The 26,291-nt window shown below is 67.3% G+C and carries 29 protein-coding genes; 15 read left to right on the top strand and 14 right to left on the bottom strand.

Annotated features, from left to right (window positions below):
- Positions 1-18: 18 nt before the first annotated feature.
- Entirely contained in the window at positions 19-759 is a 741-nt protein-coding gene (locus NUW81_RS05600) for a 16S rRNA (uracil(1498)-N(3))-methyltransferase (RefSeq protein ID WP_245111306.1), read from the bottom strand.
- Positions 760-816: 57 nt separating this feature from the next.
- On the opposite strand from NUW81_RS05600, the gene NUW81_RS05595 reads away from it, so the two are divergent.
- Positions 817-2,310: a phospholipase D-like domain-containing protein gene (locus tag NUW81_RS05595; RefSeq protein ID WP_245111303.1), complete on the top strand. Its 1,494-nt coding sequence runs from the start codon at positions 817-819 to the stop codon at positions 2,308-2,310.
- Here NUW81_RS05595 and NUW81_RS05590 read toward each other — a convergent pair.
- Positions 2,307-2,630, bottom strand: coding sequence for a hypothetical protein (locus NUW81_RS05590; RefSeq protein WP_245111300.1), 324 nt, complete (start codon positions 2,628-2,630; stop codon positions 2,307-2,309). The genes NUW81_RS05595 and NUW81_RS05590 overlap by 4 nt on opposite strands.
- Positions 2,631-2,729: 99 nt before the next feature.
- Here NUW81_RS05590 and ubiA point away from each other — a divergent pair, with 99 nt between their 5' ends.
- Both ubiA and NUW81_RS05580 read left to right on the top strand, forming a co-directional pair.
- Positions 2,730-3,635, top strand: a complete 906-nt coding sequence (gene ubiA, locus NUW81_RS05585) for a 4-hydroxybenzoate octaprenyltransferase (protein ID WP_245111297.1) — start codon at positions 2,730-2,732, stop codon at positions 3,633-3,635.
- Positions 3,636-3,654: 19 nt separating this feature from the next.
- A complete protein-coding gene (locus NUW81_RS05580; RefSeq protein WP_245111294.1) occupies positions 3,655-5,001 on the top strand; it encodes a TldD/PmbA family protein in 1,347 nt (448 codons plus the stop codon).
- Positions 5,002-5,034: 33 nt separating this feature from the next.
- Here the strand turns inward: NUW81_RS05580 and NUW81_RS05575 are convergent, their stop codons facing one another.
- From NUW81_RS05575 to NUW81_RS05565, 3 genes are all read right to left on the bottom strand, one after another.
- Positions 5,035-5,985 (bottom strand): zinc metalloprotease, encoded by a 951-nt coding sequence (locus NUW81_RS05575; RefSeq protein WP_245111292.1) that lies wholly within the window; start codon positions 5,983-5,985, stop codon positions 5,035-5,037.
- A 98-nt stretch (positions 5,986-6,083) separates the two neighbouring features.
- Positions 6,084-6,521: a CoA-binding protein gene (locus NUW81_RS05570; protein WP_245111290.1), complete on the bottom strand. Its 438-nt coding sequence runs from the start codon at positions 6,519-6,521 to the stop codon at positions 6,084-6,086.
- A 30-nt stretch (positions 6,522-6,551) separates the two neighbouring features.
- A complete protein-coding gene (locus NUW81_RS05565) occupies positions 6,552-7,514 on the bottom strand; it encodes an Mrp/NBP35 family ATP-binding protein (protein WP_245111288.1) in 963 nt (320 codons plus the stop codon).
- 71 nt (positions 7,515-7,585) lie between these two features.
- On the opposite strand from NUW81_RS05565, the gene hflK reads away from it, so the two are divergent.
- The 6 genes from hflK (at position 7,586) to NUW81_RS05535 (ending at position 13,698) form a co-directional block, all read left to right on the top strand.
- Complete coding sequence (gene hflK, locus NUW81_RS05560; RefSeq protein WP_245111286.1) at positions 7,586-8,743, top strand: FtsH protease activity modulator HflK; 1,158 nt, start codon at positions 7,586-7,588, stop codon at positions 8,741-8,743.
- The gene (hflC, locus tag NUW81_RS05555; RefSeq protein WP_245111284.1) at positions 8,743-9,606 is read left to right on the top strand and encodes a protease modulator HflC; all 864 of its coding nucleotides are present in this window, start codon (positions 8,743-8,745) and stop codon (positions 9,604-9,606) included. Before hflK ends, hflC begins: the two co-directional genes overlap by 1 nt.
- 140 nt (positions 9,607-9,746) lie before the next feature.
- The gene (locus tag NUW81_RS05550; RefSeq protein ID WP_245111282.1) at positions 9,747-11,312 is read left to right on the top strand and encodes a Do family serine endopeptidase; all 1,566 of its coding nucleotides are present in this window, start codon (positions 9,747-9,749) and stop codon (positions 11,310-11,312) included.
- Positions 11,313-11,369: 57 nt separating this feature from the next.
- The gene (locus NUW81_RS05545) at positions 11,370-12,962 is read left to right on the top strand and encodes a helicase HerA-like domain-containing protein (protein WP_245111280.1); all 1,593 of its coding nucleotides are present in this window, start codon (positions 11,370-11,372) and stop codon (positions 12,960-12,962) included.
- On the top strand, positions 12,962-13,348 hold the full coding sequence (locus tag NUW81_RS05540) for a nuclear transport factor 2 family protein (protein WP_245111277.1): 387 nt from the start codon (positions 12,962-12,964) through the stop codon (positions 13,346-13,348). The genes NUW81_RS05545 and NUW81_RS05540 overlap by 1 nt, the downstream gene beginning before the upstream one ends.
- 47 nt (positions 13,349-13,395) lie before the next feature.
- Entirely contained in the window at positions 13,396-13,698 is a 303-nt protein-coding gene (locus NUW81_RS05535; protein WP_245111275.1) for a hypothetical protein, read from the top strand.
- Between the two features lie 28 nt (positions 13,699-13,726).
- Here the strand turns inward: NUW81_RS05535 and queF are convergent, their stop codons facing one another.
- Positions 13,727-14,173 carry a preQ(1) synthase gene (queF, locus tag NUW81_RS05530; protein ID WP_245111272.1) on the bottom strand — a complete coding sequence of 149 codons (447 nt, stop codon included), beginning with the start codon at positions 14,171-14,173 and terminating at the stop codon, positions 13,727-13,729.
- Between the two features lie 66 nt (positions 14,174-14,239).
- Here queF and NUW81_RS05525 point away from each other — a divergent pair, with 66 nt between their 5' ends.
- From NUW81_RS05525 to NUW81_RS05515, 3 genes are all read left to right on the top strand, one after another.
- Entirely contained in the window at positions 14,240-15,031 is a 792-nt protein-coding gene (locus NUW81_RS05525) for a hypothetical protein (RefSeq protein ID WP_245111269.1), read from the top strand.
- Positions 15,032-15,096: 65 nt separating this feature from the next.
- A complete protein-coding gene (locus tag NUW81_RS05520) occupies positions 15,097-15,327 on the top strand; it encodes a hypervirulence associated TUDOR domain-containing protein (RefSeq protein ID WP_245111267.1) in 231 nt (76 codons plus the stop codon).
- A 70-nt stretch (positions 15,328-15,397) separates the two neighbouring features.
- Positions 15,398-16,228: a sulfurtransferase gene (locus tag NUW81_RS05515; protein WP_245111265.1), complete on the top strand. Its 831-nt coding sequence runs from the start codon at positions 15,398-15,400 to the stop codon at positions 16,226-16,228.
- A 131-nt stretch (positions 16,229-16,359) separates the two neighbouring features.
- On the opposite strand, the gene NUW81_RS05510 is transcribed toward NUW81_RS05515, so the two are convergent.
- The 8 genes from NUW81_RS05510 to NUW81_RS05475 all read right to left on the bottom strand — a co-directional run bounded on the left by NUW81_RS05510 (position 16,360) and on the right by NUW81_RS05475 (position 24,018).
- Positions 16,360-17,094: a hypothetical protein gene (locus NUW81_RS05510; RefSeq protein WP_245111263.1), complete on the bottom strand. Its 735-nt coding sequence runs from the start codon at positions 17,092-17,094 to the stop codon at positions 16,360-16,362.
- A gap of 149 nt (positions 17,095-17,243) precedes the next feature.
- Positions 17,244-17,792, bottom strand: coding sequence for a winged helix-turn-helix domain-containing protein (locus NUW81_RS05505; RefSeq protein WP_245111261.1), 549 nt, complete (start codon positions 17,790-17,792; stop codon positions 17,244-17,246).
- Positions 17,793-17,814: 22 nt separating this feature from the next.
- On the bottom strand, positions 17,815-18,216 hold the full coding sequence (locus NUW81_RS05500) for a DUF3035 domain-containing protein (RefSeq protein WP_245111258.1): 402 nt from the start codon (positions 18,214-18,216) through the stop codon (positions 17,815-17,817).
- Positions 18,209-18,697 (bottom strand): signal peptidase II, encoded by a 489-nt coding sequence (lspA, locus tag NUW81_RS05495; RefSeq protein ID WP_245111255.1) that lies wholly within the window; start codon positions 18,695-18,697, stop codon positions 18,209-18,211. The genes NUW81_RS05500 and lspA overlap by 8 nt, the downstream gene beginning before the upstream one ends.
- A complete protein-coding gene (gene ileS / locus NUW81_RS05490; RefSeq protein WP_245111253.1) occupies positions 18,694-21,543 on the bottom strand; it encodes an isoleucine--tRNA ligase in 2,850 nt (949 codons plus the stop codon). The genes lspA and ileS overlap by 4 nt, the downstream gene beginning before the upstream one ends.
- An 82-nt stretch (positions 21,544-21,625) precedes the next feature.
- Positions 21,626-21,913 (bottom strand): GIY-YIG nuclease family protein, encoded by a 288-nt coding sequence (locus NUW81_RS05485; protein ID WP_245111251.1) that lies wholly within the window; start codon positions 21,911-21,913, stop codon positions 21,626-21,628.
- A gap of 102 nt (positions 21,914-22,015) precedes the next feature.
- Complete coding sequence (locus NUW81_RS05480; RefSeq protein ID WP_245111249.1) at positions 22,016-22,951, bottom strand: bifunctional riboflavin kinase/FAD synthetase; 936 nt, start codon at positions 22,949-22,951, stop codon at positions 22,016-22,018.
- A 32-nt stretch (positions 22,952-22,983) separates the two neighbouring features.
- The gene (locus NUW81_RS05475) at positions 22,984-24,018 is read right to left on the bottom strand and encodes a succinylglutamate desuccinylase/aspartoacylase family protein (protein WP_245111247.1); all 1,035 of its coding nucleotides are present in this window, start codon (positions 24,016-24,018) and stop codon (positions 22,984-22,986) included.
- Between the two features lie 218 nt (positions 24,019-24,236).
- Between NUW81_RS05475 and rpsM the strand changes: the two genes are divergently transcribed.
- From rpsM to NUW81_RS05460, 3 genes are all read left to right on the top strand, one after another.
- A complete protein-coding gene (rpsM, locus tag NUW81_RS05470) occupies positions 24,237-24,605 on the top strand; it encodes a 30S ribosomal protein S13 (protein ID WP_245111244.1) in 369 nt (122 codons plus the stop codon).
- 49 nt (positions 24,606-24,654) lie between these two features.
- Positions 24,655-25,044 (top strand): 30S ribosomal protein S11, encoded by a 390-nt coding sequence (rpsK, locus tag NUW81_RS05465; RefSeq protein ID WP_245111242.1) that lies wholly within the window; start codon positions 24,655-24,657, stop codon positions 25,042-25,044.
- Positions 25,045-25,135: 91 nt separating this feature from the next.
- A complete protein-coding gene (locus tag NUW81_RS05460; RefSeq protein ID WP_245111240.1) occupies positions 25,136-26,197 on the top strand; it encodes a DNA-directed RNA polymerase subunit alpha in 1,062 nt (353 codons plus the stop codon).
- Positions 26,198-26,291 lie beyond the last annotated feature (94 nt).

The raw sequence follows: 26,291 nt of genomic DNA, 5'->3' as shown, positions 1-26,291 counted from the left end.
ACGGAACGCGAAAAGCCACTATTGGCGCCAGTCTCCCGCCGACGCCATATAGGCGGCGACCGCCGCGAGGGCCGCCGTCTCGGCGCGCAGGATGCGCGGGCCGAGGCTGATCGCGACGGCGCCTTCCCCGGCGCGGATCATCGCGCGCTCCTCGTCGGTGAAACCGCCCTCGGGGCCGATGAGGATGGTCGCGGGGGCGGGCCTGAAGCTCTCGAGGGCAGGCGCGCCGCCCGTCTCGTCGGCGAAATAGAGGGGCGTGCGGGGCCGTTCGATCAGCCACTTTTTCAGCCGGACCGGTTCCCTCAGCTCGGCGATGGCGGTGCGCCCGCACTGCTCTGCGGCCTCGACGATATGCGCGCGGATGCGATCCTCGCCGACGCGGCCCGCGATGGTGCGTTGGGTGAGGATCGGCTGGAGCGTCTCGACGCCCAGCTCGACCGCTTTTTCGACGAGGAAGTCGATGCGCTGCTTCTTGATCGGCGCGAAGGCGAGGGTGAGGCCGGTGGGCGCTTCCTGCGGGCGGGTCTTTCCCGTCACCCGCAGGCGCACGCGCTTCTTGCCCGCCTCGACCACTTCGCCGCGCCATTCGCCGTTCGCGCCGTCGAACAGGAGGAGCGCATCGCCCGGCTTCCGCCGCATCACCGTACCGACATAATGGGCCTGCGACTTGTCGAGCTCGAACTCGGCGCCCTCGGCGAGGGGGGCGGTGACGTAAAGGCGGGGCAGGCTCTCGGGCGGCCAGGCGGGAGTGGCAGGCATGAGACGGTTTCTAGGCGGCAATGGAACGCAGCGGCAAGCCCGTGGATTTGGGTACGCGTGAGTAACGACATCCAACCGATCGTCGCGGTGGGGCGCAATTGCTGGCGGATCGAACGGGCCACCGAGGCCCGGATGATCGTCGATGCCGCCGACTATTACCGCATCATCGCCGAGGCGATGCAGCGCGCGAGCGAGCGCATCTTCATCGTCGGCTGGGACTTCGACACGCGCATCAGCCTCGCCCCCGATCGCGAGGGGAGCTATCACGCCAGCCTCGGTCACTTCTTCCTCGACCTGGCACGCGAGAAGCCGACGCGCCAGATCGACGTGCTCAAATGGAATTTCGGGGCGCTGAAGCAGTTCCTGTCGGTGCGTGCGACCTATTGGCTGTTTCGCTGGTGGCTGGCAAAACCGATCCGCCTCAAGTTCGACAGTTCGCATCCCAAGGGGTGCAGCCATCACCAGAAGATCGTCGTCATCGACGAGAGCCTCGCCGCCTGCGGGGGCATCGATATCGGGCTCAGGCGCTGGGACACGCGCGAGCACAGGCCCGAGGATCCGTGCCGCACCACCCCCAACGGCAAGCCCTATGATCCGTGGCACGACGTGACCATGCTGATGCGCGGGCCCGTGGCGGGGGCACTGGGCGAACTCGGGCGCGAGCGCTGGAAGGTGGCGACGACACGCGATCTCGAGCCGGTCCGCCAGGCCGAGGACGACTGGCCCGACGGGCTCGAGCCGCATTTCCGCGATGTCGACGTCGCCATCGCGCGCACCCGCGCCGAATATGGGGACGTCGGGGAAGTGCGCGAGAACGAGGCGCTGGTCATCGACATGATCGAGAAGTGCGAGCGCTTCGCCTATATCGAGAACCAGTATTTCACCTCGCCGAAGGTCGCCGCCGCCATCTGCACGCGGTTGAGCGAGGATGATCCGCCCGAGATCGTCCTCGTCATGCCGCGCACCGCCGACGGCTGGCTCGAGCAGATCGCGATGGACGGCACCCGCCAGAAGCTGATGCAGACCATCATGAATTCACCCGGCGGCGAGAATTTCCGCATCTATGTGCCGGTCAATGCGGCGGGCACCGACATCTATGTCCACGCCAAGGTGGCGATCATCGATGACCGCTTCCTGCGGGTGGGGTCGGCCAATCTCAACAACCGCTCGATGGGCCTCGACAGCGAGTGCGACGTCATCGTCGACTGCGGACTGCCCCAGAATGCGGGCAAGGGTCATGAGGCGACGATCACCGCGCTGCGCCGCGATCTCATGGCCGAACATCTCGGCGTCGACGTCGATACCTTGGCGAAAGCGGAGGAAGAGGAGCGCGGGCTGATCGGGGTGATCGAGGCCTTGCGCGGCGAGGACAAGACGCTGACGCGGCTCGAGCTCGAGGACCTGTCGGGCGCCGAGAATTTCATCGCCGATCACGAGCTGGGCGATCCCGAGGCTACCGAGGACATGTTCGAGCCCTTCGCGCGCAAGAGCCTGCGCCAGCGCTGGCGCCAGACCCGCACGCAATTGCGCCAGCGTTTCTCGCGCAGCTAGAGCGGCTTGGAGGCGGGCAAGATGATGCGGGCGCGGCCCTTGCGCGCGACCTCGTCATCGCTCCCGTCACTGGTGTTCTCTTCCACCTCGTCCGGCGGTGCGCTGTCTAGCTGAAGCGAGGGCGGATCGATCTGCGCGTCGGTTTCCTCGCACAGTTCGGAGGCGCCTTTCAGCACGCATTCCTCGCCTTCGCCCTCGACCTCGTCCGGCTTGGGTCGGCGGAGGATCTTGTCGGCGCGGATGATCTCCGGTTGGGCCATCGCCAGCACCGGCATCTCCGCGGCCGGCAGCGCCAGCGCCGTCATGATGTAAAGAACCATCACCGTCTCCTCTTCCACGAGGCCGAGCAGGATACGCCTGTTCGAAGCCCCCGTCCAATGCTTGACCACACGGGGCCGCGCGCGCCATGCGGTCGGGCCATGGAAACTGTTCCCGACAGCGAACGCACCGGCCTCATCGGTGCGCTGCCGCCAAGCTGGCGGCCCTATGCCGCGCTGATGCGGCTCGACCGGCCGATCGGCACCTGGCTGCTCTACTGGCCCTGCCTCGCGGGGCTCGGGCTGGCGGGGGTCGATGGCCGCTGGGACCTTGTCGGCTGGTTCCTCCTCGGTGCCTTCGCGATGCGCTCGGCGGGCTGTGCCTATAATGATATCGTCGACCGCGATCTCGACGCCCGGGTCGAGCGCACGAGGCTCCGGCCGCTGGCGAGCGGGCGGATTTCGCTGAAAGCGGCATGGGGGCTGACCATCGGGCTTTGCTTCGTCGGCCTTGTCGTGCTCGTGCAACTGCCGCTGACCGCCGCGCTGGTCGCGCTGGCGAGCCTCGCGCTCGTTGCCGCTTATCCCTTCATGAAGCGCATCACCTGGTGGCCGCAGGCATGGCTCGGCCTCGTCTTCAGCTGGGGCGCGCTGGTTGGCTGGACCGCGGCGTGGGGCAGCCTCGCCCTGCCCGGCCTCCTCCTGTGGGGCGGCTCGATCTTCTGGGTCGTGGGCTATGACACCGTCTATGCGATCCAGGACGTGGAGGACGATGCGCTGGTCGGCGTGCGCTCCTCGGCGCGCGCGCTGGGCGGACGGGTGAAGGGCGGGGTAGCGCTTTGCTATGCGCTCGCGCTCGGCCTTTGGGGCGCGGCGCTATGGCAGCTCAAGCCGACCCCGCTGGCGCTGCTCGCGCTGCTGCCGGTCGCGCTCCATCTCGGCTGGCAGGCGATGAAGGTCGATGCCGAAGACGGGGCGGGCGCGCTGGCGCTGTTCCGGTCGAACCGGTTCGCCGGCCTCCTCCTCGCGCTCGCCTGCCTGACGGTCGGCTTGTCGCGCGGGGGCTGAGGGCTTAAGCGCCGCAGTCATGCGTAACCTCGAGACCGCCCGAACCGCCACCCGCCGCGCCGTCGAACTCGCGATGAAGGCGGGCGCGACCGCCGCCGACGCCGCGCTCGTCTCCTCCTCTTCCTCCTCGGTCGAGGTGCGGATGGGGGCGCTCGAGGACGTGCAGCGCTCGGAGGGCGAGAAGCTGGGGCTCCGCCTCTTCCTCGGCCAGAAGGTCGCCAGCGTCTCCTCCTCCGACCTGTCCGAAGACGGGCTCGCGGGGCTTGCGACCCGCGCGCATGCGATGGCCAAGGCGGCGAGCGAGGACGAATATGCGGGGCTCGCGCCGGAGGATCTCCTCATGCGCGGCGAGGCACCCGACCTCGACCTTTACGAGGAAGGCGAGCCTGATCCCGAGGCACTGAAGGAACGCGCGCTCGAATGCGAGGCGGCGGCGCTGGCCGTCGACAAGGTCGCCAATTCATCGGGCGCCTCGGCCTCTGCCTCCTCGAGCCTGTTCGCGCTGGCGACCAGCCACGGCGTCGATGCCGCCTTCCGCTCCTCGGGCCACGGCTGCTCGGTCGCGGTCATCGCCGAGGGCGAGGGCGGACAGGAGCGCGATTACGACTATCATTCGGCGCGCTATCTCGCCGACCTCGAGGATGCGCGCGCCATCGGCACCCGCGCAGGTGAACGTGCCGCCGCTCGGCTCGCGCCGCAGAAGTTCGAGGGCGGGCGGATGGCGGTGCTGTTCGACCCGCGCGTGGCAACGACGCTCTTGTCGCATCTTGCCGGCGCGCTGTCGGGCAGTTCGGTCGCGCGGCGCTCCTCCTTCCTCCAGGACCGGATGGGCGAGCAGGTCTTCGCCAAGGGTGTCACCATCACCGACGATCCGCTGCGCACGCGCGGGCTTCGCAGCCACGGCTTCGACGGCGAGGGGCTGCCGGTCAGGCAGATGAACATCATCGAGGACGGCGTGCTGAAAAGCTGGTTCGCCGCCTCCGCGCCTGCGCGCCAGCTCGGCATCGCGCCGACCGGCCATGCCATCCGCGGTCCCGGCGGGGCGCCCGGTGCGGGGCCGAGCAATTTCTGGATCGAGGCGGGGACGCGGAGCCGCGAGGAACTGCTCGCGGCCCATCCCCGCTGCTTCCTCGTGACCGAGCTGATCGGGCAGGGGGTCAACGGGGTCACCGGCGACTATTCGCGCGGCGCCGCGGGCTTCTATGTCGAGTATGGCGAGATCGTCGCGCCGGCGAGCGGGGCGACCATCGCGTCCAACCTCAAGGACATGTTCGCGACCCTCGAGCCGGGCAGCGATCTCGTGCTGAAAAAGGGCGTCGATGCGCCCACGTTGCTGGTGCCCGAAATGACGGTGGCCGTGGGCTGAGCCCACGACCACCGGCACTCTGCCAAAGCGTGACTAGCGTCCGGCGGGACGCTGCGAGCCGGCGGGGCGATAGCCCTCGGCCCACATGACGAAGGTGAACTTGCGCTGCCCCCCGCGCATGTCCTGCACATAGACGTTGGGACGGCCCGCGCCGTCATAGCCGAGGATACCGCCGAAGCGGCCACGCTCCAGCGCGGCTTCCGCCGTGGTCGGGGGCGCGACGAGCTTGTTCTTGCCCTTGCCGCCGCCGCCGCCGCCGCCGCCGCCACCGCCTTTGCCGCCACCCTTGCCGGGTTTGGTGGTGGGCGGTTCTTCCTCGGGCGGGGGATCGCCGCCGCCGTCACCGACCGGACCGTACATGGTGGCGCTGGTCAGCACCTCCCAGTCGACGGGCCCCGGATCGCGGTTGTCGGGCGGCCCCTCGGGGTTGGACGTATAGTCCATGCAGCTTTCGAGGTTGGCGTTGTTGAAATTGGTGTCGAGATGGCCGAGCCCGAAGGTGTGGCCGATCTCGTGGCAGACGACGAACTGGCGCTGGCCGTCGGTGTCGTAGAAGGTCGAATATTCGTAATAGCTGTCGTTCATGCGGGCGGTGGCCTGCGTGATCGAGGTGCCGCTCGCCCAGATGTTGGCGATGCCGACCCAGCCCTGGTTGGTGCCATATTCGTCCGAACAGACGGTGATTTCGCCCGAGCGCGGGTTGCACGCCGAACTGGTCGTATGCGTCGCCTCGCCCAGCTCGTTGAGCGTGAGCGGCGAGCGCGCATCGTCGTTCCACTTGGTCAGCGCGTCATTGGCGCCGGTGAGGTAATAAGGCATCCACTTCGATGCGGTGGCGTCGGCGAACTTGTGGCGAAGCGTCAGCGTCGGCTTGTTGCCGGGCGAGCCCCACAGATAATCGCCCCACTGGTGGCCGGTGCCGGCGACCGCCGTCCCCGCGGCGAGCACCGCCGCGCCGCAGCCGGCGAGCAAAAGCGTCTTCATGTCCGTCTCTCCCTGTCACCCACGATGACAGGGACTATCCATTAGTACGGATGATTGATCAAGGTTAAGGTTGGCGCGATGTCCCGTGCAGGGACCGGTCAGCCCTGCGCGGCGACCGGTTCCACCCCGAGGCGCGGGATCTCGATCTTGGGGCAGCGGTCCATGACAACCTCGAGCCCCGCGGCCTCGGCACGCGCGGCGGCGGCCTCGTCGATGACGCCAAGCTGCATCCACACCGACTTGGCACCCGCGAGGATGGCCTGGTCGACGATGGCGCCGACATGATCCGAATTGACGAAGCAGTCGACCATGTCGATCGGCACGTCGATCTGCGACAGTTCGCGCCAGACATATTCGCCGTGGACATGTTCGCCGGTGATGCGCGGATTGACCGGCAGGACGCGATAGCCCTTCTCGATCAGCCAGGCCATCACGCGGTTGCTGTCGCGGTGCGGTTTGTCGGAGGCGCCGACCATCGCGATGGTGCGCGTCTCGCGGAGCAGTCGGGCGATGTCGTCGTCACGGGTAAGCGGCATGGATACTCTCCTTTTGCCGCTCCCAACGGATCAGCCGGCCTTCCGGCTCCCCAGCGCGTCGAGGAGCTTTTTGGCAAGGTCGATGAAGGCGTCCTGCGCGGGGCCCTCGTCGGCGGCGGGCGGCGCGCCCTGGTCGGAGGCGAGGCGGATGCTCGCCGACAGCGGCAGGCGCCCGAGGAAGGGCAGGCCGAGTTCCTTTGCGCTCGCCTCGGCCCCGCCCTTGCCGAAGGGATCGCTGGTCTCGCCGCAATGCGGGCAGGCGAAGCCGGCCATGTTCTCGACCACGCCGAGCACCGGCACGTCGGTCTTGCCAAACAGGTCGATGGCGCGGGTGGCGTCGATCAGCGCGAGGTCCTGCGGGGTCGAGACGATGACCGCGCCCGCGGGCCGCGCCTTGGAAATGAGCGAGAGCTGCACGTCGCCGGTGCCCGGCGGCAGGTCGATGAGGACGATTTCCGCATCGCCCCAGTCGGCATCGAGCAGCTGGTTGAGGGCGCCCGCCGCCATCGGCCCGCGCCAGGCGAGCGCGGTGCCGGGCTCGACCAGCTGGCCGACCGACAGCATCTTCACGCCATGCGCCGTGACGGGGATGAGCGTCTTGCCCTCGGCCTTCGGCTTTTCGCTCGTGCCGAACAACTTGGGCTGCGAGGGGCCGTAGATGTCGGCATCGACCAGCCCGACCTTCTGCCCGAGCTGCGCCAGCGCGACCGCGAGATTGGCCGACAGGGTGGACTTGCCGACCCCGCCCTTGCCGCTGGCGACCGCGACGAAGGCGCGCTCCACCTTGGCGGCGGTCATACCGATGCGCACTTCCTCGACGCCCGGCAACGCCAGCGCGGCGCTGCGGAACTCCTCTTCCATCGCCTTGCGCTCGAGCGCGTCGAGGCCGCTGGCATCGATAAGGAGGCGCGCCACGCTGCCTTCGAGGCGGCGGCTTTTGAGGCGGTCGGCGTGGAGATGGGTGTCGAGCGGGCTGAGCGGGTCACTGGTCATGGGCGGCCTCCATAATAGGCCTTTTGTCGACTGTCCCTTTTTTTTGCCGCCCGCGCCCCTATTATCGGGCCATGAGCATTTTTTCGGGGTGGCGCGGCCACGCGCTTTTCAGTGACAGCAAGGGACCCTGGGGTCCGGCCGGCGGCAGCAGTGGCGGCGGCAAGGGATCGGGCGGCGGTTCGGGAGGCGGCGGCGAGCCGCCCAAGGGACCGTGGCAGCCGGGACCGACCCCGCCCGGTGGCGGCGGCAATGGCGGTGGCAAGGGGCGCAAGGGCCCCGGCAATATCACCAGCCTCGATGACTGGCTCAAGGGCAATCGCGCGCGCTTCGGCGGCGGACGCGGTCCCGGCGGGCGCGGTCCGGCCTTCCCGCAGATGCCCAATGGAAACATCATCGTCTGGGCGATCGTCGGCCTCGTGCTGCTGCTCCTCCTCTTCTCGACCGTCCACCGCGTGGCGCCCGAAGAGCGCGGCGTGGTCACGCGCTTCGGCCGCTATGTCGAGACGCTGGGCCCGGGTATCGGCCTCACGCTGCCCGCCCCGATCGATCGCGTCGAGAAGGTCGATGTCGAGGACATCCGCAACATCGATGTCGGCTCGGACGAGACCGAGAACCTCATGCTGACGGGCGACGAGAATATCATCGACATCGCCTACCAGGTGCGCTGGAAGATCCGCGATCCCGAGAATTACCTGTTCGAACTGGCCAACCAGGAAGACACGGTCCGGCAGGTCGCCGAGAGCGCCATGCGGCAGGTGATCGCCAACGCCAGCCTCCAGGACGCGATCGGCGAGGGCCGTTCGGAAATCCAGGCGCAGGTGCAGGCCGAGATGCAGCAGACGCTCGACGCCTATCGCTCGGGCATCGAGATGCGTGGTGTGGAAATCAAGCGCGCCGACCCGCCCGAGACGGTCAACGAGGCCTTCAAGCAGGTCACCGCCGCGCAGCAGGACGCGCAGAGCTTCATCAACGAGGCGCGCGCCTATGCCCTCCAGATCACCGCGCAGGCGCAGGGCGAGGCCGAGGCCTTCGACAAGGTCTTCCAGGAATATCGCCTCGCGCCCCGCGTGACCCAGCGGCGCATGTATTACGAGACGATGGAGCGCGTGCTGCGTGACGTCGACAAGACCATCATCAGCGCCGACGGGGTCCAGCCCTATCTGCCCCTCAACGAACTGCGCCGCTCGACGCCAGCGACGACGACGGCGACCAGCGGAGGAGGCCAGTAATGTTCCGTCTCTTGAAGAACCATCCGCTCGCCACCTTCTTCGGCGTCCTCTTCCTCATCGTGCTGCTCGTCGCCGCCTTCCCCGTGGCGCGCGAGACCGACCAGGGCGTGGTCGTGCGCTTCGGCAAGCCCGAACGCATCATCAACCCTTATGTCGAGGGGCAGGGCATCGGCGGCGAGGGCGCGGGCCTCACCTGGCGCATCCCCTTTGCCGAGGATGTGGTGTGGATCGACAAGCGCGTGCGCGACATCGACATGGACACGCAGCTCGTGCTGTCGACCGACCAGCTGCGGCTCGAGGTCGACGCCTTCGCACGCTATCGCATCACCGATCCGCTGCAGATGTATGTCGCCGCCCAGCGCGTCGAACGCGTCGAGGAAGCGCTCCGGCCCATCCTCGGCTCGCAGCTCAGGAACGAGCTCGGCCGCATTCCCTTCGCCTCGCTGCTCAGCCCCGAGCGCGAGGGCGTGATGGAGAATATCCGGCAGGGGCTCGACGAGGTCGCACGCCAATATGGCGCCGAGATCATCGACGTGCGCATCAAGCGCGCCGACCTTCCCGACGGCTCCCCGCTCGACAGTGCCTTCCAGCGCATGCGCACCGCGCGCGAGCAGGAAGCCCGCGCCATCCGCGCGCAGGGCAACAAGCAGGCGCAGATCATCCGCGCCGAGGCCGACGCCGATGCCGCGCGCACCTATGCGGAGAGCTTCGGGCAGGATCCGGACTTCTACGATTTCTATCGCGCGATGCAGAGCTATCGCACGACCTTCGTGAAGAACGGCCGCGCCGACGATCCCAAGGGCGAGGCCTCTGTCGTGCTCTCGCCGGACAATGAATATTTCCGCGAGTTCACCGGCCGCTGAGGCAACGGAGGCGCGAAACGTGCATTTGGTAGAAGCGGGCCGCCCGTTGGTCGTTGCGAAGAGCGCCATTCAAATGGCGTTCAACTCGCCAACCTAGCCTCGCTTTCGACCAGCATGCATGCGATGAAGAGGACGACTGAATGGCCAAGGAGATGACCGCCGTGCGCTACGTTTACGGGATTGCCGCCGCGCTTTTGCTCGGGGGGAGTGCCTATTCGATGACCGGCGGCGAGCTCGCCGGCATGCAGGCGCAGAATGCCGCCCGCCCCGTGCCCGTGCAGGGCGCGCCCGAAAGCTTCGCCGATCTCGCCGCGCGGCTCCAGCCCGCGGTCGTCAACATCTCGACCCGCCAGCAGGTCGAGGTGCAGCGCCGCCAGAACCAGGATCCGTTCGACCAGTTCTTCCGCCGTTTCGGTGTCCCCAACCCGCGTGGGCAGGAGCAGGGCCAGAACCAGGGCGAGGAACCGGTGACGCGCGAGACGGGCTCGCTCGGCTCGGGCTTCGTCATCTCGCCCGACGGCTATATCGTCACCAACAATCATCTCATCGAGAGCCGCGACGGGCAGGGCGGCACCGTCGACGAGGTCTATGTGACCTTCCCCGACCGCACCGAATATGAGGCCCGCATCGTCGGCCGCGACCCCGACAGCGACCTCGCCGTCCTCAAGATCGAGGGGGCGAACCTGCCGTACGTCAACTGGGGCGACAGCGACGGCGTGCGCGTCGGCGACTGGATCATCGCCATCGGCAACCCCTATGGCCTCGGCGGCACCGTGACCGCGGGCATCGTCTCGGCGCTGCATCGCGGCATCACCGGTTTCGGGGCTTACGACCGCTACATCCAGACCGACGCCAGCATCAACATGGGTAACTCGGGTGGCCCGATGTTCGACATGGCGGGCAATGTCATCGGCATCAATTCGGCGTTGATCAGCCCGACCGGCGCCAGCGTGGGCATCGGCCTCGCCATCCCCGCCGAAGCCGCCATCCCGGTGATCAACAGCCTGCGCCGCGGCGAAGCGCCCGAGCGCGGCTATCTCGGTGTCTCGCTCCAGCCCCTGTCGGAAGACATCGCCGATGCGCTCGGCCTTCCCAAGGAGCGCGGCGAACTCGTCCGCTCGGTGGTCGACGGCCAGGCCGCCGACACGGCCGGCCTCCAGCAGGGCGACGTCATCCTCGCGATCGATGGCACGCCGGTGACCCCCGACAACACCGTGAGCTATCTCATCGCCAACACGCCGGTCGGCGAGACCGTGCCGCTCACCATCATTCGCAACGGCGACCGCCGCACCGTGCAGGTCACGGTCAACCAGCGCCCGAGCCGCGAGGAGCTGGCCGCGCAGCTTGGTGTCGGCAATGACGACGAGGGCGGCATGGCCGGCGAGGACGAGACCCCCGCCGACGGCGGCGATGCGCTGGGCATGACGCTCCAGCCCCTCAGTGACCAGATCCGCCAGGCGCTGCGCCTCGAGGACGACCTCGAGGGCGTCATCATCAGCCGCGTCGACCCCAACAGCGATGCGGCGCGTCGCGGGCTGCAGCGCGGCGAGGTGATCTTGCGCGTCAACCGGCAGGACGTGCGCAGCGTGAGCGATGTCGATGCCGCCGTCGCCGCCGCCCGCGAGGCGGGCCGCGACAGCGTGCTCATCCTCGTCCAGCGCGGCCGCCAGCCGGCCCGCTATGTCGGGATCGAACTCGAAAGCTAGGCTTGCATGGCCTCATTGTCCCGCTAACCTCTCCCTCCACTCGGGGAGGAGTTAGCGTTGGACAGTGAGACTATCTTCATCGGCACGGCAGGCGAGGACGGGCCCCGCCAGTCGCTCCGCCTCGACCGTGCCAACCGTCACGGACTGATCGCGGGCGCGACCGGCACCGGCAAGACGATCACGCTGCAAGGCCTCGCCGAGGGTTTTTCGCGCGCCGGCGTTCCCGTCTTCCTCGCCGACGTGAAAGGCGACCTTGCGGGCATGGCGCTGCCCGGATCGGCGACGCACAAACTGCACGAACCTTTCACCAAGCGCGCGGCGAAGATCGGCTACGACGACTATGCCTATGAGGACTTTCCCGTCCGTTTCTGGGACCTGTTCGGCAAACAGGGGCACCCCGTCCGCACCACGGTGAGCGAGATGGGGCCGCTCCTGCTCGCGCGCCTGATGGACTTGAACGACACGCAGGAAGGCGTGCTCACCATCGCCTTCCACCTCGCCGATGCCGAGGGGCTGCTGCTCCTCGACCTCGACGATTTGCAGGCGATGCTGGTCAATGTCGGCGAGCGTAGGAAAGAGCTCACGCTCGACTATGGCAATGTCTCGACCGCGAGCATCGGCGCGATCCAGCGCAAGCTCCTCCAACTGCGCACGCAGGGCGGCGACCTCTTCTTCGGCGAGCCCGCGCTCGACCTCGAGGATTTCATCGCGCTGGACGACAAGGGGCGCGGGGTGGTCAACATCCTCGCCGCCTCCGACCTGATGCGCAGCCCGCGCCTTTATTCGACCTTCCTCCTCTGGCTGCTCAGCGAGCTGTTCGAGGAGCTTCCCGAGGTCGGCGATCCCGACAAGCCCAAGCTCGTCTTCTTCTTTGACGAGGCGCACCTGCTCTTCGACGACGCGCCGGACGCGCTGGTCGAGAAGGTCGAGCAGGTGGTGCGCCTCATCCGCTCGAAGGGCGTGGGCGTCTATTTCGTCACCCAGAACCCGATCGACATTCCCGACGAAGTGGCGGGCCAGCTCGGCAACCGTGTCCAGCATGCGCTCCGCGCCTTCACCCCGCGCGACGAGAAAGCCGTGCGCAGCGCCGCCGAGACCTTCCGCCGCAACCCCGGGCTGGACGTCGCCACCGCGATCACCGAGCTGAAGGTGGGCGAGGCGCTGGTCTCCACCCTCGACGCGGAAGGCGCGCCCACCCCCGTCGAACGCACGCTGGTCAAGCCGCCGCGCGCACGGGCCGGCACCATCTCGACCGGCGAGCGGGCGATGATCATGGCCGCCGACGGTATCGGCACCCGCTACGACACCGCCGTCGACCGCGAGAGCGCCGAGGAGGTGCTCGAGGCGCGCGCGGCGGAGAAGGCGAAGGCCGCCGCCGAAGAAGAAGCCCGCCTCGCCGAGGAAGAAGCGCGCGAGAAGGCCGAACGCGCCGCGCGCCGGACCTCGGGCCGTCGTTCCTCCTCGACCGTCGACAAGATCGGCAAGGCGGTCGAGCGCACCATCGTCAACAAGATCGGCCGCCAGATCGGCAATGCGATCCTGCGCGGCATCCTCGGCTCGATGGCGGGCGGCAGCGCACGGCGGGCGACAAGCTCGACGCGGAGCAGGAAACGCCGTTCCTTGAGGAAACCGGCGTGGGAGAAGCTCTGATGAGCGCCGATCTCAGCCTCGTCCAGAAGCTCGAGGCGGCATGGCGCACCGCGCTGTTCGCCAAGGACGAGATCGCGCTGCGCCAGCTGATCCATCCCGATTTCCAGCTGGTCGGCGTGCGCGGATCGGAGCCGCAGGCGCTCGATCTCGACGGCTGGATCGCGGCGCTCGCCAACATGGACGTGGTCGATCTCGTCGTCGATATCACCCACTGCACGCGCGTCGAGGGCACGATCGTCGCCACCGTCGATGCGCGCTGGAGCGTGCGTTACCTGGGGCAGGTCATTCAGGAACGCGTATTGTTGTCCGACATATGGGTGGAGGGCAGTGACGGTTGGCAGGTGATTCGCCGCCACTCGTCGCCGCTGCCTTGCGACCAGGCATAAGCGCCCCATATTGGGGAAAAGTGACGCGAAATTCGAAGGATGTGACGATGTTTGCCACGATGATGATCGCCGCCACGCTGGTGCAGGACGCCGGCACGCTGCAGGGCCCGCGCGCCGCCTTCGACAATTGTCTCGAGGCGCGCATCTCGGCGGCCAAGGCGGAAGGCCAGTCGTCCGCCGACTTCCGTACCGCCATCCGCACCGCCTGCGCGGCCGAAGCGGCGGCATTGAAGACCGCGCTCATCGCCTATGACCTGTCGACCGGCCAGTCGCAGACGGAAGCGGCGGCCTGGGCCGAGCAGGACGTCAACGACCACCGCGACGCCGCGGCGCGCCGTTACGAGCGCTAGGGACTAGCCTGTAGGGGCTACCCGCCCCTCAGCCGCGCCCGCGATAGCCGGCGACGCCCTGGTCGGGGAGCCACAGCCCCTTGGGCGGCTCGCCCGACTGCCAGAAGACGTCGATCGGGATGCCGCCGCGCGGATACCAGTAGCCGCCGATACGCAGCCACTTGGGCTTCATTTCATCGAACAGCCGCTTGCCGATGCCCACGGTGCAATCCTCGTGGAAGGCGGCATGGTTGCGGAAGCTGCCGAGGAAGAGCTTGAGGCTCTTGCTCTCCACGATCGTCTCGTCCGGCGCATAGTCGAGCACGAGATGCGCGAAGTCGGGCTGGCCCGTCACGGGGCAGAGCGAGGTGAATTCGGGCGCCGCGAAACGCACGAGATAGAGCTCGCCCGCACGGGGGTTGGGGACATAATCGAGTTCGGCTTCCTCCGGCGAGGAGGGAAGCGCGCTGGTCTGGCCGAGATGCTTGGGGGTCATGGCAAGGCCCTGTAGCAGCGTCGGACGCATTGCTCTACAAAAAGCACTGCCGGGAGAGGGGGGTGCGTGCGTAACTTGATGATCGGGACCATGGTCGCGGTGCTGGCGGGCTGCACGCCCGAGGCGAAGGAGGCGGCATCGCCGCCGGTGATCATGCAGGCCGAAGACGATCGGTTCGAGCGCTGGCAGGCGCGCGAGCGTGCCTATGAAGCCGAACTTGCCACCGCGCCCGTCTATCGCTCGGCGATCCGCGATGAGCTGGTCGAGAACCCTGCGAGGTTTCGCGTCAGTGATCGGGGACAATTGGACGTCTTTCGCGGTCTCGAGCCCGAATTCCGCTGCCCCCATTCGCCCGCGGCCATCGCTGCCGCGAAGGAGGATGGCTGGCAGCTGGTCAAATGCGGCCGGGGTGTCGCCTATTTCTTCCGCGAGCGCGACGAGCCCGCGCGCTGCAGGCCTCGCGGGCCGACCGCCCCGGATCTCTACGAGACGCTCGTGCTGGTTTTCCGCGACGCGCCCCTCGACATTTCCGACAAGCGCATCCTCGATATCGCGTTATCGCCGGCGATGCCGTCGCAGACGATGAGCCGGGCGGAGGCCGAGCGGCGCGCCGGGAAGCAACTGCCCGATGCCGACCGCTACGCCGATTGTGTCGGCCCGGGGGATTGCATCATGCTGTTCGAAAACGGCCCACGCCGCGTCGTGAAACTGTTCTTCAACGACGGCAGCTGCCCGCGTGCTGCAGAAGCCGCCAAGCTGGTCGGGGAGGATACGGTGGCACTGGAAGCGCCTTTCGAAAGCCATGTCGAAGCGACGCTGGCGATCGAAAAGGCCGCCGCTTATCTCGCCGCGCAGTAGCTTCGTCGACACTCTTGGAACCCGCTCGCGGAGCGCTCCCTTGATGGTTCGAAGGAGAAGTCGCCATGAGTAACGACAACAGTTTCCAGACCGACCAGTACGTCAAATGGGACTGGGGCAACGGCACCGGCTGCGGGCAGGTCGAGGAGCGCTTCGAGCGCGAGGTGACGCGCACCATCGACGGCAATGAAGTCACCCGCGATGGCAGCGAGGACAATCCCGCCTACCTGATCAAGCAGGAGGACGGGGACAAGGTGCTCAAGCTCGGCTCCGAACTGGAAGCGCAGGACACTTAAGGTCCGCATGACGATCGGTTAGGAAAGGGCGCCCGCGAGGCGCCCTTTTTCATAAAAGAGGAGAGGAAGCATGGACGACCTGGTGACCACCGAATGGCTGGCGGCGCATCTCGATGAGGTCCAGCCCGTCGATTGCACCATGTTCCTCGCCGACCATGGCCGCGACGCCAATGCCGAGTATGAGGCGGGGCATATCCCGGGTGCCCTGCGGCTCGACATCCGCGCCTTTGCCGATCCCGACCATGCGGCGCCGCATATGCTGCCCCCGCCCGCGCTTGGCTGCGAGATGCTCGAGGCGCTGGGCATCAGGCGCGACAAGCCGATCATCGCCTATGACGACAGCCCGCTGCGCAGCGCGGCGCGCGGCTGGTTCACCTTCCGTCATTATGGGGCACCACAGGTCGCCATCCTCGATGGCGGTCTCGGCAAGTGGCGCGGCGAGGGCAGGGCGATCGAGCGCGGCCCCGCGCGGGTGCGCACGGGCCTATGGCCCGATGCGGGCACCACGCAGCGCATCGTTACCAAGGCCGATCTGCTAGGCGGCAAGGCGCCCCGCGTCGTCGATGCGCGCAGCGCCGCGCGCTTCTGCGGCGAGGGCGAGGAGCCGCGCCCCGGCATGGGCAAGGGCCATGTGCCGGGCGCGGCCAGCCTGCCGATGGGGCAATTCTATCGCGAGGATGGCACTTTCAAGGATGCCGACGGCCTGCGTGCCGCCTTTGCGGCGGCGGGGGTCGATCCGCACGAACCGTTCACCGCCAGCTGCGGGTCGGGGGTGACGGCCTGCTCGAGCCTGTTCGCCGCGCAGCTGCTCGGCTCGGGCGAGGGGCGGCTCTATGATGGCAGCTGGTCCGAATGGGGCGGCGATCCCGACACCCCCAAGGAAGAAGGGCCGGCGCGCTAGGCACCGGCCCTCCAAAAATTTCCAAGCGCTAGAGCGACAGGTGCGGCGGTCGCGGCGGGGGCGATGGTCGAACGGTGGGGCAGCGGTGCGATCATGCCTGCTCTCTTGCGCTGGCCGCGATGAAGCGTGGATTAATCGGAAACGGGGCGATCCTCGTCCTTCGAACCGCCACTCGATGCGACCACCGCCGCGATGGCGATGAGCGCACCGCCACCGGCGATCGGCAGGATGTTGCCCGCGCCGCCACCCGAGGCCGCGGCAGCGGCGGGGGTGACCTGTGCGGCGGGCGCGGCGGCGGCCGTCGCGGTCGACGTCACCGGCGCGGTGGCGGCAGGCGCGGGCGCGGCTGCCGGCGGTGCCGGGGGAACGGGGTTGGCGGCCGCGGGCGCCGGCGCGGGCGCGCTGGCCGGCGCAGGGGCGCTGGCGGGCGTGGTGGCCGGGGCGCTGGCGGGCTGGGCCGCCGGCTGGGCAGCGGGCTTCGGCGCGGGGCGCGGCTGGCTCACCGGCTTGTTGGCGGTCTCGGGCAGGACCTCGGCGACCTCGTCGTCTTCCTCGCGGCAGGTGACGGTCGTCATGTCGGGGGTGAATTCGCCGACGCGTTCGAAGCCTTCGGGGCAGTCGCCGGTCGCGCTGGTCAGCGGCAGGCCGTCGATCTTCGCGGCGGTCAGCGCTTCGCCGTCCTTGCCGACATATTCGAGCACATAGGCGATGGTGGCGCTGCTCGCGGCGGGCGCGGCAGCTTCGGCAGCGGTCGTATCGAGCTGCGCGGTCTTGGTATCGGTCGGCTCGACGGCCTGGTCGGCGGTATCGCAGCCGAGCATCGAGGCGGCCATCATGAAGGGGACGGTGATAAGAATTTTCGACATGAATGTTCCATCGGCGCACGGGGGCGCCCGCTGAGAGAAAGAAAAGGAGGCAAACGGATTAACCGCTTGCCTCCCTTCTAAATTCCAACGGTTAAGGCCGGGTTATCGTAGCGATGAGAAACGCATCGCCCGATTTGCCCGTGTCGGCCTCAGCTCGGTTCGATGTCGCGCAGGATCCAGCCGCGCTGCGGGATCGTCTCGATGAACTCCGCCCCGCCGCTCGCCGAGCGCAATTTCTTGCGCAGCTTGGAGATGAAGACGTCGATGATCTTGGGCTGCGGCTGGTCGTCGGCACGGCGATAGAGATGCTTCAGGAGCATGTTGCGCGTGACGACATTGTTGCGGGCATAGGCCAGCAGTTCGAGCACGCGATATTCCATTTCGGTGATGCCGATCGGATGCCCGTCGATGCGGATGAGGCGCTGCACCGCGTCCACGTTCATGCGGCCGCCGCACAGGCTCTCGGGCATTTCCTGCCCCTGCGCCTTGAGGCTTGCGAGCAGTTTCGATGCGGTCTCGTCGGCGTCCTGCGCCGCGCCGGGCGCGGGGGCGCCGAGCACCGCCTGCTGGATGTCCGACAGCGCCTTCGATGCCTCGTCGACGAGGTTCAGCCCGTCCTCGAGCTTGCGACGTGCGCGTTCGAGCTGGCTTTCGATATCGACCAGCCCGTTCTGCAATTTGTTTCCGGCCTCGCTCATGTTTTCCGTCCCCCTGGAAAGCTTATTGCGGCGTGTCGGCGGCGGCGTCCTGGCCGTCGCCTTCCGGCGCGTTCAGGATGTCCTGCGTGGTCGCGCCCTTGTCGACGACGCGGGTGTCGGGATCGCCCGCGGTCGAGCGCGCGCCGAGCGGGATGGTGCCGCCGTCGGCGGCCTGGCTGACGACCATGCGCTCGGCAGCCGAACGGGGCGCGGGGCCACCGAACAGCGCTTCGAGGGCGCGGGTCTGCGCTTCGCCGGCGCTCGTCGACACGGTGCCCGCGCGCGGCGGCTGCAGCGTATAGTCCGGCGGGATGACGAGCGGCGCGTTGCGCGTCACCGCATATTCGTCGAGCGAGCCCTGGTTGCTGGCGCAAGCCGAAAGGGCGGTCGCGGCGATGAAAGTGAAGGCAAGCGCCTTACGCATTGGAAGTCTCCTTTTCGCGCCGAGGCCAGAAGGCGCGGATGAGTAGGTAAGCGACGCCCAGGGAGATGGCCGCGTCGGCAATGTTGAACACATAGAAAGGCCGAAATTCACCAAAGTGCAAGTCCGCATAATCGACGACATAGCCGAAGCGCACCCGATCGACGATATTGCCCAGCGCCCCGCCGAGGATCATGGCGAAGCCCAAGCGGTCGCCTTCCTCGCCCGGACGGGTCATCAGCCAGCCCACCACCATCGCGATGATCGCGGTGCCGACGACGAGCCCCCAGCGCGCCATGTCGCTGTCGGCCTGGAGCATGCCGAGCGAGATACCGCGGTTCTCGACCCAGGTCAGGTTGAAGATATCGACGATATGGACGCTGCCCTTGGCCTCGAGCGCGAAGGGCCCGACGATCCACCATTTGACGAGCTGGTCGAGGATGAAGAGGGCAATGGCGACGGCCATCCCGCGGCGGACGGTCACTTGAGCACCTCTTCGCAGCGCCCGCACAGGTCGCCGTCCTCGTCCACCTCGGGGAGGTGGCGCCAGCAGCGCCCGCACTTGGCGTGGTTGGTGGTCTCGATCTTCAGGCCATCGCCCTTGTGGACCGGCCCCGAGATGAAGAGTTCGGCGAGGAAGTCGGGATCCTCGGCACTGTCGACCGTGACTTCGGCCTGCAGACTGGAGCGGATCACCTTGTCCTTGCGATAGGGTTCGATCGCCTCGGTGACGCGAGCGCGCAGGTCGCGGAGGTCAGTCCAACGCGCGGCGAGCTTGTCGTCCTTCCAGCCGTCCTCGATCTCGGGCCAGGAGAGCGTGTGGACGCTGCCGCCCTCGGGGTAGCGCGTCGTCCATGCCTCTTCTGCCGTGAAGACGAGGATCGGCGAGAGCCAGCGCACGAGGCCGTGGAACAGCACGTCGAGCACGGTGCGATAGGCGGCGCGCACATGCGTTTGCTCGCCAGTCTCGGCGTTGACGTCGCAGTAGAGCCGGTCCTTGCGGATATCGAAGAAGAAGCTCGAGAGATCGTCCTGCGCGAAATCGACCAGCGTGCGGACATAGCGGTTGAAGTCGTAGCTCTCCGCCGCGGCGCGCAGCACGTCCGACACCTCGGCGATGCGGTGGAGCATGTAGCGCTCGAGCTCGGGCATGTCGGCGGCGGGCACGGCGTTGGCGGGATCGTAGTCAACCAGCGCGCCCAAGAGGTAGCGCAGCGAATTGCGCAGCTTGCGATACTGGTCGCCGACGCCGCGCAGGATCTCGTCGCCGATGCGATGGTCCTCGGTATAGTCGACGCTCATCGCCCACAGGCGGATGATGTCGGCGCCATATTGCTCCATCACCTTCAGCGGGCTGATGGTGTTGCCGAGGCTCTTCGACATCTTCATGCCCTTGGCGTCCATGGTGAAGCCGTGGGTGAGCAGCGCCTTGTAGGGCGCGCGGCCGCGGGTGCCGCAGCTTTCGAGAAGCGAGGACTGGAACCAGCCGCGATGCTGGTCACTGCCTTCGAGATAGAGGTCGGCGGGCGAGGACAGGTCGGGCCATTCGCCGCTCTCGAGCACGAAGGCATGGGTCGAGCCTGAATCGAACCACACATCGAGGATGTCGGTGACCATCTCGTAATCGGCGGGGTCGCGGCCGTCCCCGAGGAAGTGCTGGGCACGGTCCTCGCGCCAGGCATCGACGCCCTCGGCGCGCATGGCCTCGACGATGCGGGCGTTGACGTCGGCATCCACGAGCAGTTCGCCCGACTTGCGCTCGACGAACAGTGCGATGGGCACGCCCCAGGCGCGCTGGCGGCTGATCAGCCAGTCTGGACGGTCGGCGACCATCGTGCCGATGCGGTTGCGCCCGCGCTCGGGATAGAAGCGGGTCTTGTCGATCGCTTCCATGGCGGCTTCGCGCAGCGTCGGATAATCGCTGATCGGGCCGGTGTCGCCCGCGGGGCCACCCTCGTCCTCCCAGCGCTTTTCCGCAGGGGTCTTGGGGTTGAGGTGGCCGAGCGGCTTGTCCATCGCGATGAACCACTGCGGGGTGCAGCGGTAGATGACCTTGGCCTTCGAGCGCCAGCTATGCGGATAGCTGTGCTGGTAATCGGCGCTGGCCGAGAGAAGCGCGCCCGCCTCGCGCAGGTCCGAGCAGATCGGGCCTTCGGGCGAGTTGAAGGGCTTGTTGATGACGCTGCGGCGGCGCTCGTCGTCCCCGCCGAGCCACAGCCAGTCGTCGCGATAGGTGCCATCGCGCTCGACCGCGAAGACGGGCTCGATGCCATGGCTTTTGCACAGCTTGAAATCGTCCTCGCCATGGTCGGGCGCCATGTGGACGATGCCGGTGCCGCTGTCGGTGGTGACGAAGTCGCCGGCGAGCAGCGGGCGCGGCTTGGCGTAGAAACCGCCGAGCTCGTGCATCGGGTGGCGGGCGATGGTGCCTTCGAGGTCTTTGCCTTTGAACCGCTTCACGTCCGCAAAGCTCATGCCCGTGCGCTTGGCGACCGCTTCGAGAAGCTCGACACCGACGATGAAACGGCGGCCATCGGCCTCGACGAGCGCATAGTCTATCTCGGGCCCGAAGCTCAGCGCCTGGTTGACCGGGATCGTCCACGGCGTCGTCGTCCAGATGACCGCATAAGCGCCGACCAGTTCGGGCACCTTGCTCTCGACAATCTCGAAGGCCACGTCGATCTGCGGGCTATCCGTCAAATCCTGATATTCGACCTCGGCCTCGGCCAGCGCGGTTTCCTCTACCGGCGACCACATCACCGGCTTCGACCCGCGATAAAGCTGGCCGGTTTCCGCGAATTTGAAGAGCTCGGCGACGATGCCCGCCTCGGCCTCGGGGCGCATGGTGAGGTAGGGCTTGTCCCACTCGCCGATATTGCCGAGCCGCTGGAACTGGCCCGCCTGCACCTCGACCCATTCGGCGGCATAGGCACGGCATTCGGCGCGGAATTCGGCCGGGGCGACGTCCTTCTTGTCCTTCTTCTTCTTGCGATACTTCTCCTCGATCTTCCACTCGATCGGGAGACCGTGGCAGTCCCAGCCGGGCACATAGGGCGCGTCCTTGCCGAGCAAGGTCTGCGAGCGCACGACCACGTCCTTGATGGTCTTGTTCAGCGCATGGCCGATATGGATGTCGCCATTGGCATAGGGCGGGCCGTCATGGAGGATGAATTTCTCCGCGCCCGCGCGGGCTTCGCGCACCTGCCCGTAAATGTCCTCCGCCTGCCAACGGGCGAGGATCTTCGGCTCCTTCTGCGGGAGACCGGCTTTCATCGGGAAGTCGGTCTTGGGAAGGAAGACCGTGTCTTTGTAGTTCGGCTTATCGGACATGGGATCAAGCGCTTAAGGGGGCGCGCTCGCAGAGACAACCGGAATCGTCGCCCCAGCGAAGGCTGGGGCCCATGCCACCAAGTCACGCAAGCAGGTCGTCGTACAGGTCGCGCCAGTCGGGGTTGGTGTCCATGATCAGCCGAAGCTTCCAATTGCGCTTCCACGCCTTCATCGCCTTTTCGCGCGCGATGGCGTCCTCGATGTGATCATGAGGCTCGGCATAAACCAGTTTGTCGAGGCCGTGCTTTCTGCAAAAAGCCGAGCCGCTACCTTCGCGATGCTGCCAGACCCGGCGCGCCAGATCGCTCGTCACGCCGACGTACAGCGTCCCGAACGATTTGTTCGTCATGATGTAAACGTGCCCGCCCATACACCGCCGCCCCAGCGAAGGCTGGGGTCCATGTCTACGATCCGGCGATGACTTGCGTAGCACCCACTCGGCATGGATCCCAGCCTTCGCTGGGATGACGATTTAGGAGGCGCGGCCCTCGCCGAGGAGCCTGCGCGCCTCGGCGCCGTCGGCGTCCATCTGGCGCTTCAAGGCCTCGAGATCGTGGAAGGCGGCTTCGGGGCGGAGGTAATGGTGGAGCTGGACCTCCACCTCCTGTCCGTAGAGATCGCCCGAGAAATCGAAGATGAAGGTCTCGAGCAACTCCTTGGGCGGGTCGAACATCGGGCGCACGCCGAGGTTGGAGACGGCGTCATGTTCGCTGCCGTCGGGGAGGCGCACGCGGGTGGCGTAGACGCCGTAGGCGGGGCGGAGATACTGGCCCATCTCCATGTTGGCGGTCGGCCAGCCGAGCTCGCGCCCGCGCTTGTCGCCGTGGACGACCGGGCCACGCACCCCGAAGGGGCGGGTGAGGAGGCGGGTGGCGGTGGCCGGATCGCCTGCCTGCAGCGCCTCGCGGATGCGGCTGGAGGAGACGATTGCGTCTTCCATCCCGACCGCGCCGACGGCCTCGGCGCTCATGCCTTTCGCCGCGCCCAGTTCGGCGATCTTGCGCACATCGCCCTCGCGGCCCTTGCCGAAGGTGAAGTCCTCGCCGGTGACAACGCCAGCGACGCCGAGCTTGTCGGCAAGCAGCTCGACGAACTCGGCGGCGGTGAGCGAGGCCAGCGTGTCGTCGAAGGCGAACACCAGCATGCCGTCGGCACCAGCATGGGCGAACAGCTCCTCGCGCTGGTCGAGGGTGGTGAGGCGGAAGGGCTTGGCGTCGGGGCGGAAGTGCCGCACCGGATGCGGATCGAATGTGGCTACCACCGCAGGCCGCCCCTCATGCGCCGCCTTGGCGATGGCGCGTCCGACGACGGCCTGGTGACCGAAGTGGAAGCCGTCGAAATTGCCCAGCGCGACAATCGCGCCGCGCAAGGCCTCGGGGACGGGATCGGTGTGACGGAACCGCTGCATGGGGGTTGCTTAGCGAGGGAAGGGCCTCGCGCCTAGTCGATCTCATGCTCGTCGAGGAGGGCGCCAGAGAGGCGTTCCTCGGTGAGGGGGTCGAGGTAGATGCCGCTTTCGCCCAATTGCGCGATATGGAGGAGGGCATCGCCGCGGTTGACCGCGCCCATCCGGCTGTGGCCGATGACGAGGCCCTCGATCGGCGACTTGATGACGCTTTCCTCCTCGGGATGGGTGGGGTTGCGCACGGTGGCGACGACCTGCCCCAGCGCGACCTTGCGGCCCGAGGGCGTGCGGATCGAGGCGATGCCGCCGCGCGGGGAGCGCAGCCAGATAGAGCGGGTGCTTTCCAGCGGCGCGGCGATCTCGCGCTTGGACTTCTTGAGGTCGAGCATGTCCATCGCCGCCATCACGCGCAGGATGCCGTTGACGCCGACGCGGGTGGAGAAATCGTCGAAGCGCAGCGCTTCGCCCGCTTCGTAAAGCAGCATCTCGAGCCCGTTCTCCATCGCCACCCCGCGCATCGAGCCGTCGCGCAAGGGGCTGTGCATGATGATCGGGGGCGAGAAGGCGCGGGCGAGTTCGCTCGCCTTGCCGCAATCGGGGCTGACACGGATTTGCGGCAGGTTGTAGCGGTGGATGGCGGCCGAATGGAGGTCGATGGCGAAGTCCGCGCGCTCCATGAGGAGGGTGCGGAAGAGATAGGCGATGCGGCTGGCAAGGCTGCCGTCCTCGCGGCCGGGGAAGCTGCGGTTGAGGTCGCGGCGGTCGGGCAAATAGCGCGACCATGCGACGAAGCCGAAGGGGTTGACGATGGGCACGGCGAGCAGCGTGCCGCGCAGCTTCTTGGGCTGCATCTTGGCCATCAGGCGGCGCACCACCTCGATCCCGCTGATCTCGTCGCCATGGATGGCGGCGGAGATGAGGAGGACGGGGCCGGGGTGAGCGCCGTGGATGACGCGCACCGGCAGGTGCACCATCGATCCGGCGGTATCGCGGCTGATCGGCACGTCGACGGCAAGGCGCGTGCCGGGCTTGACCTCATGGTCCTCGAAGGTGAAGTTAGGGGTCCCCATGGAGCACTAATGGCAGGAGGGGGGCTTTTGCTCCATAACCTTCTTGCACGGCCCTTGACTCTCCGGCGGCGCCTTCCTATTTCGCGCCCATCCCGAACCGCGGTGACCGGCGGCGCCCTCGTTGCGTCCGCCGTTTTCATCGTTGGTACGGGGGAACGCTTTGAGATGGGTTGGCAAGTGCCCGCCAACCCGTGGAGCCGTAAGGAGAATATTACGTTATGGCACGTATCGCCGGGGTCAACATCCCGACCAACAAGCGCGTCGAGATCGCGCTCACCTACATCCATGGCATCGGTCACACCACCGCCAAGGAAATCACCGAAAAGCTGAAGATCGCGCCGGAACGTCGCGTTGCCGACCTGTCGGACCAGGAAGTCCTGCAGATCCGCGAAACGATCGACGCCGACTATACCGTCGAAGGCGACCTTCGCCGCGAACGCGCGATGGACATCAAGCGCCTGATGGACCTCAAGTCCTATCGTGGCCTGCGTCACCGTGCCGGCCTGCCGGTCCGCGGCCAGCGCACGCACACCAATGCGCGCACCCGCAAGGGCAAGGCCAAGCCGATCGCCGGCAAGAAGAAGTAAGCCTTTCCGGCTCGCTTCTCGCACAGCTTTTTAGAAGAGAGATTTCAATATGGCACGTGAACCGCAGCGCGTTCGTCGCCGTGAGCGCAAGAACATCACCGCCGGCGTCGCCCATGTAAACGCCAGCTTCAACAACACCATGATCACCATCACCGACGCGCAGGGCAATGCGATCAGCTGGTCCTCGGCCGGCATGATGGGCTTCAAGGGCTCGCGCAAGTCGACCCCTTATGCCGCGCAGGTTGCCGCCGAAGACGCCGGCAAGAAGGCGCAGGATCATGGCGTTCGTACCCTCGAAGTCGAAGTCAAGGGCCCGGGTTCGGGTCGCGAATCGGCGCTCCGTGCGCTGCAGGCGGTGGGCTTCACCATCACCTCGATCCGCGACGTCACCCCGATCCCGCACAACGGGGTCCGCCCGTCCAAGCGCCGCCGCGTCTAACAGCGCGCTGATCGCCTCGGGCCGAGACCGTCTCGGCCCGACACATTGTTAACACTGGCGGGGGACGCCCCGCCGAACATCTGGGGACATTATGTCGATCAACGCGAAGAACTGGCAGGAACTGAAAAAGCCGCAGGGCCTCGACCGCAAGCCCGGTGCCGACGCCAAGCGCAAGGCGACCTTCGTGGCCGAGCCGCTCGAGCGCGGCTTCGGGATGACGCTCGGCAACTCGCTGCGCCGCGTCCTCCTCTCCAGCCTCCAGGGCGCCGCCATCACCTCGATGAAGATCGAGGGCGTGCTGCACGAATTCTCGTCGCTGGCCGGTGTCCGCGAGGACATCACCGACATCGTGATCAACGTCAAGCAGGTCGCGGTGAAGATGGAAGGCGAAGGCCCCAAGCGCCTGCAGCTGTCGGCGACCGGCCCCGGTGAAGTCACCGCCGGCCAGATCAGCTGCCCCGGCGACATCGAGATCACCAACCCCGATCTCGTCATCTGTCACCTCGACGAAGGCGCCACGCTCAACATGGAGCTGACCGCCGACATCGGTAAGGGCTATGTGCCCGCCGCGATGAACCGCCCGGCCGACGCGCCGATCGGCCTCATCCCGGTCGACAGCCTGTACAGCCCGATCCGCCAGGTCGCCTACAAGGTGGAAAACACCCGCGTCGGCCAGGAACTGGACTATGACAAGCTGAGCCTCACCATCGAGACCGATGGCACGGTCACCCCGGAAGATGCCGTCGCCTATGCCGCGCGCATCCTCCAGGACCAGCTCCAGCTGTTCGTCCACTTCGACGACAGCATGGTCGCCCCCGCTCCGGCGCAGGGCCAGGCCGCTGGCGGCGCTGCCGAAGGTGGCCAGGACACCAACCAGCTCAACCGTTACCTTCTCAAGAAGGTCGACGAGCTCGAGCTGTCGGTGCGTTCGGCCAACTGCCTCAAGAACGACAACATCATCTACATCGGCGATCTCGTGCAGAAGACCGAAGCGGAGATGCTGCGCACGCCGAACTTCGGCCGCAAGTCGCTCAACGAGATCAAGGAAGTGCTCGCGAGCATGGGCCTGCGTCTCGGCATGGAAATCCCGGGCTGGCCGCCCGAGAACATCGAGGAAATGGCCAAGAAGCTCGAGCAGGAACTGCTCGGCTAACGCCATCTTCCGATGTGAAGAGATTGAGGGCCGTCCCGCGAGGGGCGGCCCTTTTTCGTATGTCGTAGAGAAGACGGAAAGCGGCCGGCCTGCC

The sequence above is a fragment of the Sphingomicrobium aestuariivivum genome, from assembly GCF_024721585.1.
Lineage (GTDB): Bacteria > Pseudomonadota > Alphaproteobacteria > Sphingomonadales > Sphingomonadaceae > Sphingomicrobium > Sphingomicrobium aestuariivivum.
The sequence above is the reverse complement of the archived record's forward strand: the minus strand, read 5'-3'. Positions and strand labels throughout refer to the sequence as shown.

What these genes read in the sequence shown, in the direction of transcription:
- NUW81_RS05600 (WP_245111306.1), bottom strand. Translation starts at nt 759, where the DNA reads ATGCCTGCCACTCCCGCCTGGCCGCCCGAGAGCCTGCCCCGCCTTTAC.
- NUW81_RS05590 (WP_245111300.1), bottom strand. Translation starts at nt 2,630, where the DNA reads ATGGTTCTTTACATCATGACGGCGCTGGCGCTGCCGGCCGCGGAGATG.
- ubiA (WP_245111297.1), top strand. Translation starts at nt 2,730, where the DNA reads ATGGAAACTGTTCCCGACAGCGAACGCACCGGCCTCATCGGTGCGCTG.
- NUW81_RS05580 (WP_245111294.1), top strand. Translation starts at nt 3,655, where the DNA reads ATGCGTAACCTCGAGACCGCCCGAACCGCCACCCGCCGCGCCGTCGAA.
- NUW81_RS05575 (WP_245111292.1), bottom strand. Translation starts at nt 5,985, where the DNA reads ATGAAGACGCTTTTGCTCGCCGGCTGCGGCGCGGCGGTGCTCGCCGCG.
- NUW81_RS05570 (WP_245111290.1), bottom strand. Translation starts at nt 6,521, where the DNA reads ATGCCGCTTACCCGTGACGACGACATCGCCCGACTGCTCCGCGAGACG.
- NUW81_RS05565 (WP_245111288.1), bottom strand. Translation starts at nt 7,514, where the DNA reads ATGACCAGTGACCCGCTCAGCCCGCTCGACACCCATCTCCACGCCGAC.
- hflK (WP_245111286.1), top strand. Translation starts at nt 7,586, where the DNA reads ATGAGCATTTTTTCGGGGTGGCGCGGCCACGCGCTTTTCAGTGACAGC.
- hflC (WP_245111284.1), top strand. Translation starts at nt 8,743, where the DNA reads ATGTTCCGTCTCTTGAAGAACCATCCGCTCGCCACCTTCTTCGGCGTC.
- NUW81_RS05550 (WP_245111282.1), top strand. Translation starts at nt 9,747, where the DNA reads ATGGCCAAGGAGATGACCGCCGTGCGCTACGTTTACGGGATTGCCGCC.
- NUW81_RS05540 (WP_245111277.1), top strand. Translation starts at nt 12,962, where the DNA reads ATGAGCGCCGATCTCAGCCTCGTCCAGAAGCTCGAGGCGGCATGGCGC.
- NUW81_RS05535 (WP_245111275.1), top strand. Translation starts at nt 13,396, where the DNA reads ATGTTTGCCACGATGATGATCGCCGCCACGCTGGTGCAGGACGCCGGC.
- queF (WP_245111272.1), bottom strand. Translation starts at nt 14,173, where the DNA reads ATGACCCCCAAGCATCTCGGCCAGACCAGCGCGCTTCCCTCCTCGCCG.
- NUW81_RS05520 (WP_245111267.1), top strand. Translation starts at nt 15,097, where the DNA reads ATGAGTAACGACAACAGTTTCCAGACCGACCAGTACGTCAAATGGGAC.
- NUW81_RS05515 (WP_245111265.1), top strand. Translation starts at nt 15,398, where the DNA reads ATGGACGACCTGGTGACCACCGAATGGCTGGCGGCGCATCTCGATGAG.
- NUW81_RS05510 (WP_245111263.1), bottom strand. Translation starts at nt 17,094, where the DNA reads ATGTCGAAAATTCTTATCACCGTCCCCTTCATGATGGCCGCCTCGATG.
- NUW81_RS05505 (WP_245111261.1), bottom strand. Translation starts at nt 17,792, where the DNA reads ATGAGCGAGGCCGGAAACAAATTGCAGAACGGGCTGGTCGATATCGAA.
- NUW81_RS05500 (WP_245111258.1), bottom strand. Translation starts at nt 18,216, where the DNA reads ATGCGTAAGGCGCTTGCCTTCACTTTCATCGCCGCGACCGCCCTTTCG.
- ileS (WP_245111253.1), bottom strand. Translation starts at nt 21,543, where the DNA reads ATGTCCGATAAGCCGAACTACAAAGACACGGTCTTCCTTCCCAAGACC.
- NUW81_RS05485 (WP_245111251.1), bottom strand. Translation starts at nt 21,913, where the DNA reads ATGGGCGGGCACGTTTACATCATGACGAACAAATCGTTCGGGACGCTG.
- NUW81_RS05480 (WP_245111249.1), bottom strand. Translation starts at nt 22,951, where the DNA reads ATGCAGCGGTTCCGTCACACCGATCCCGTCCCCGAGGCCTTGCGCGGC.
- NUW81_RS05475 (WP_245111247.1), bottom strand. Translation starts at nt 24,018, where the DNA reads ATGGGGACCCCTAACTTCACCTTCGAGGACCATGAGGTCAAGCCCGGC.
- rpsM (WP_245111244.1), top strand. Translation starts at nt 24,237, where the DNA reads ATGGCACGTATCGCCGGGGTCAACATCCCGACCAACAAGCGCGTCGAG.
- rpsK (WP_245111242.1), top strand. Translation starts at nt 24,655, where the DNA reads ATGGCACGTGAACCGCAGCGCGTTCGTCGCCGTGAGCGCAAGAACATC.
- NUW81_RS05460 (WP_245111240.1), top strand. Translation starts at nt 25,136, where the DNA reads ATGTCGATCAACGCGAAGAACTGGCAGGAACTGAAAAAGCCGCAGGGC.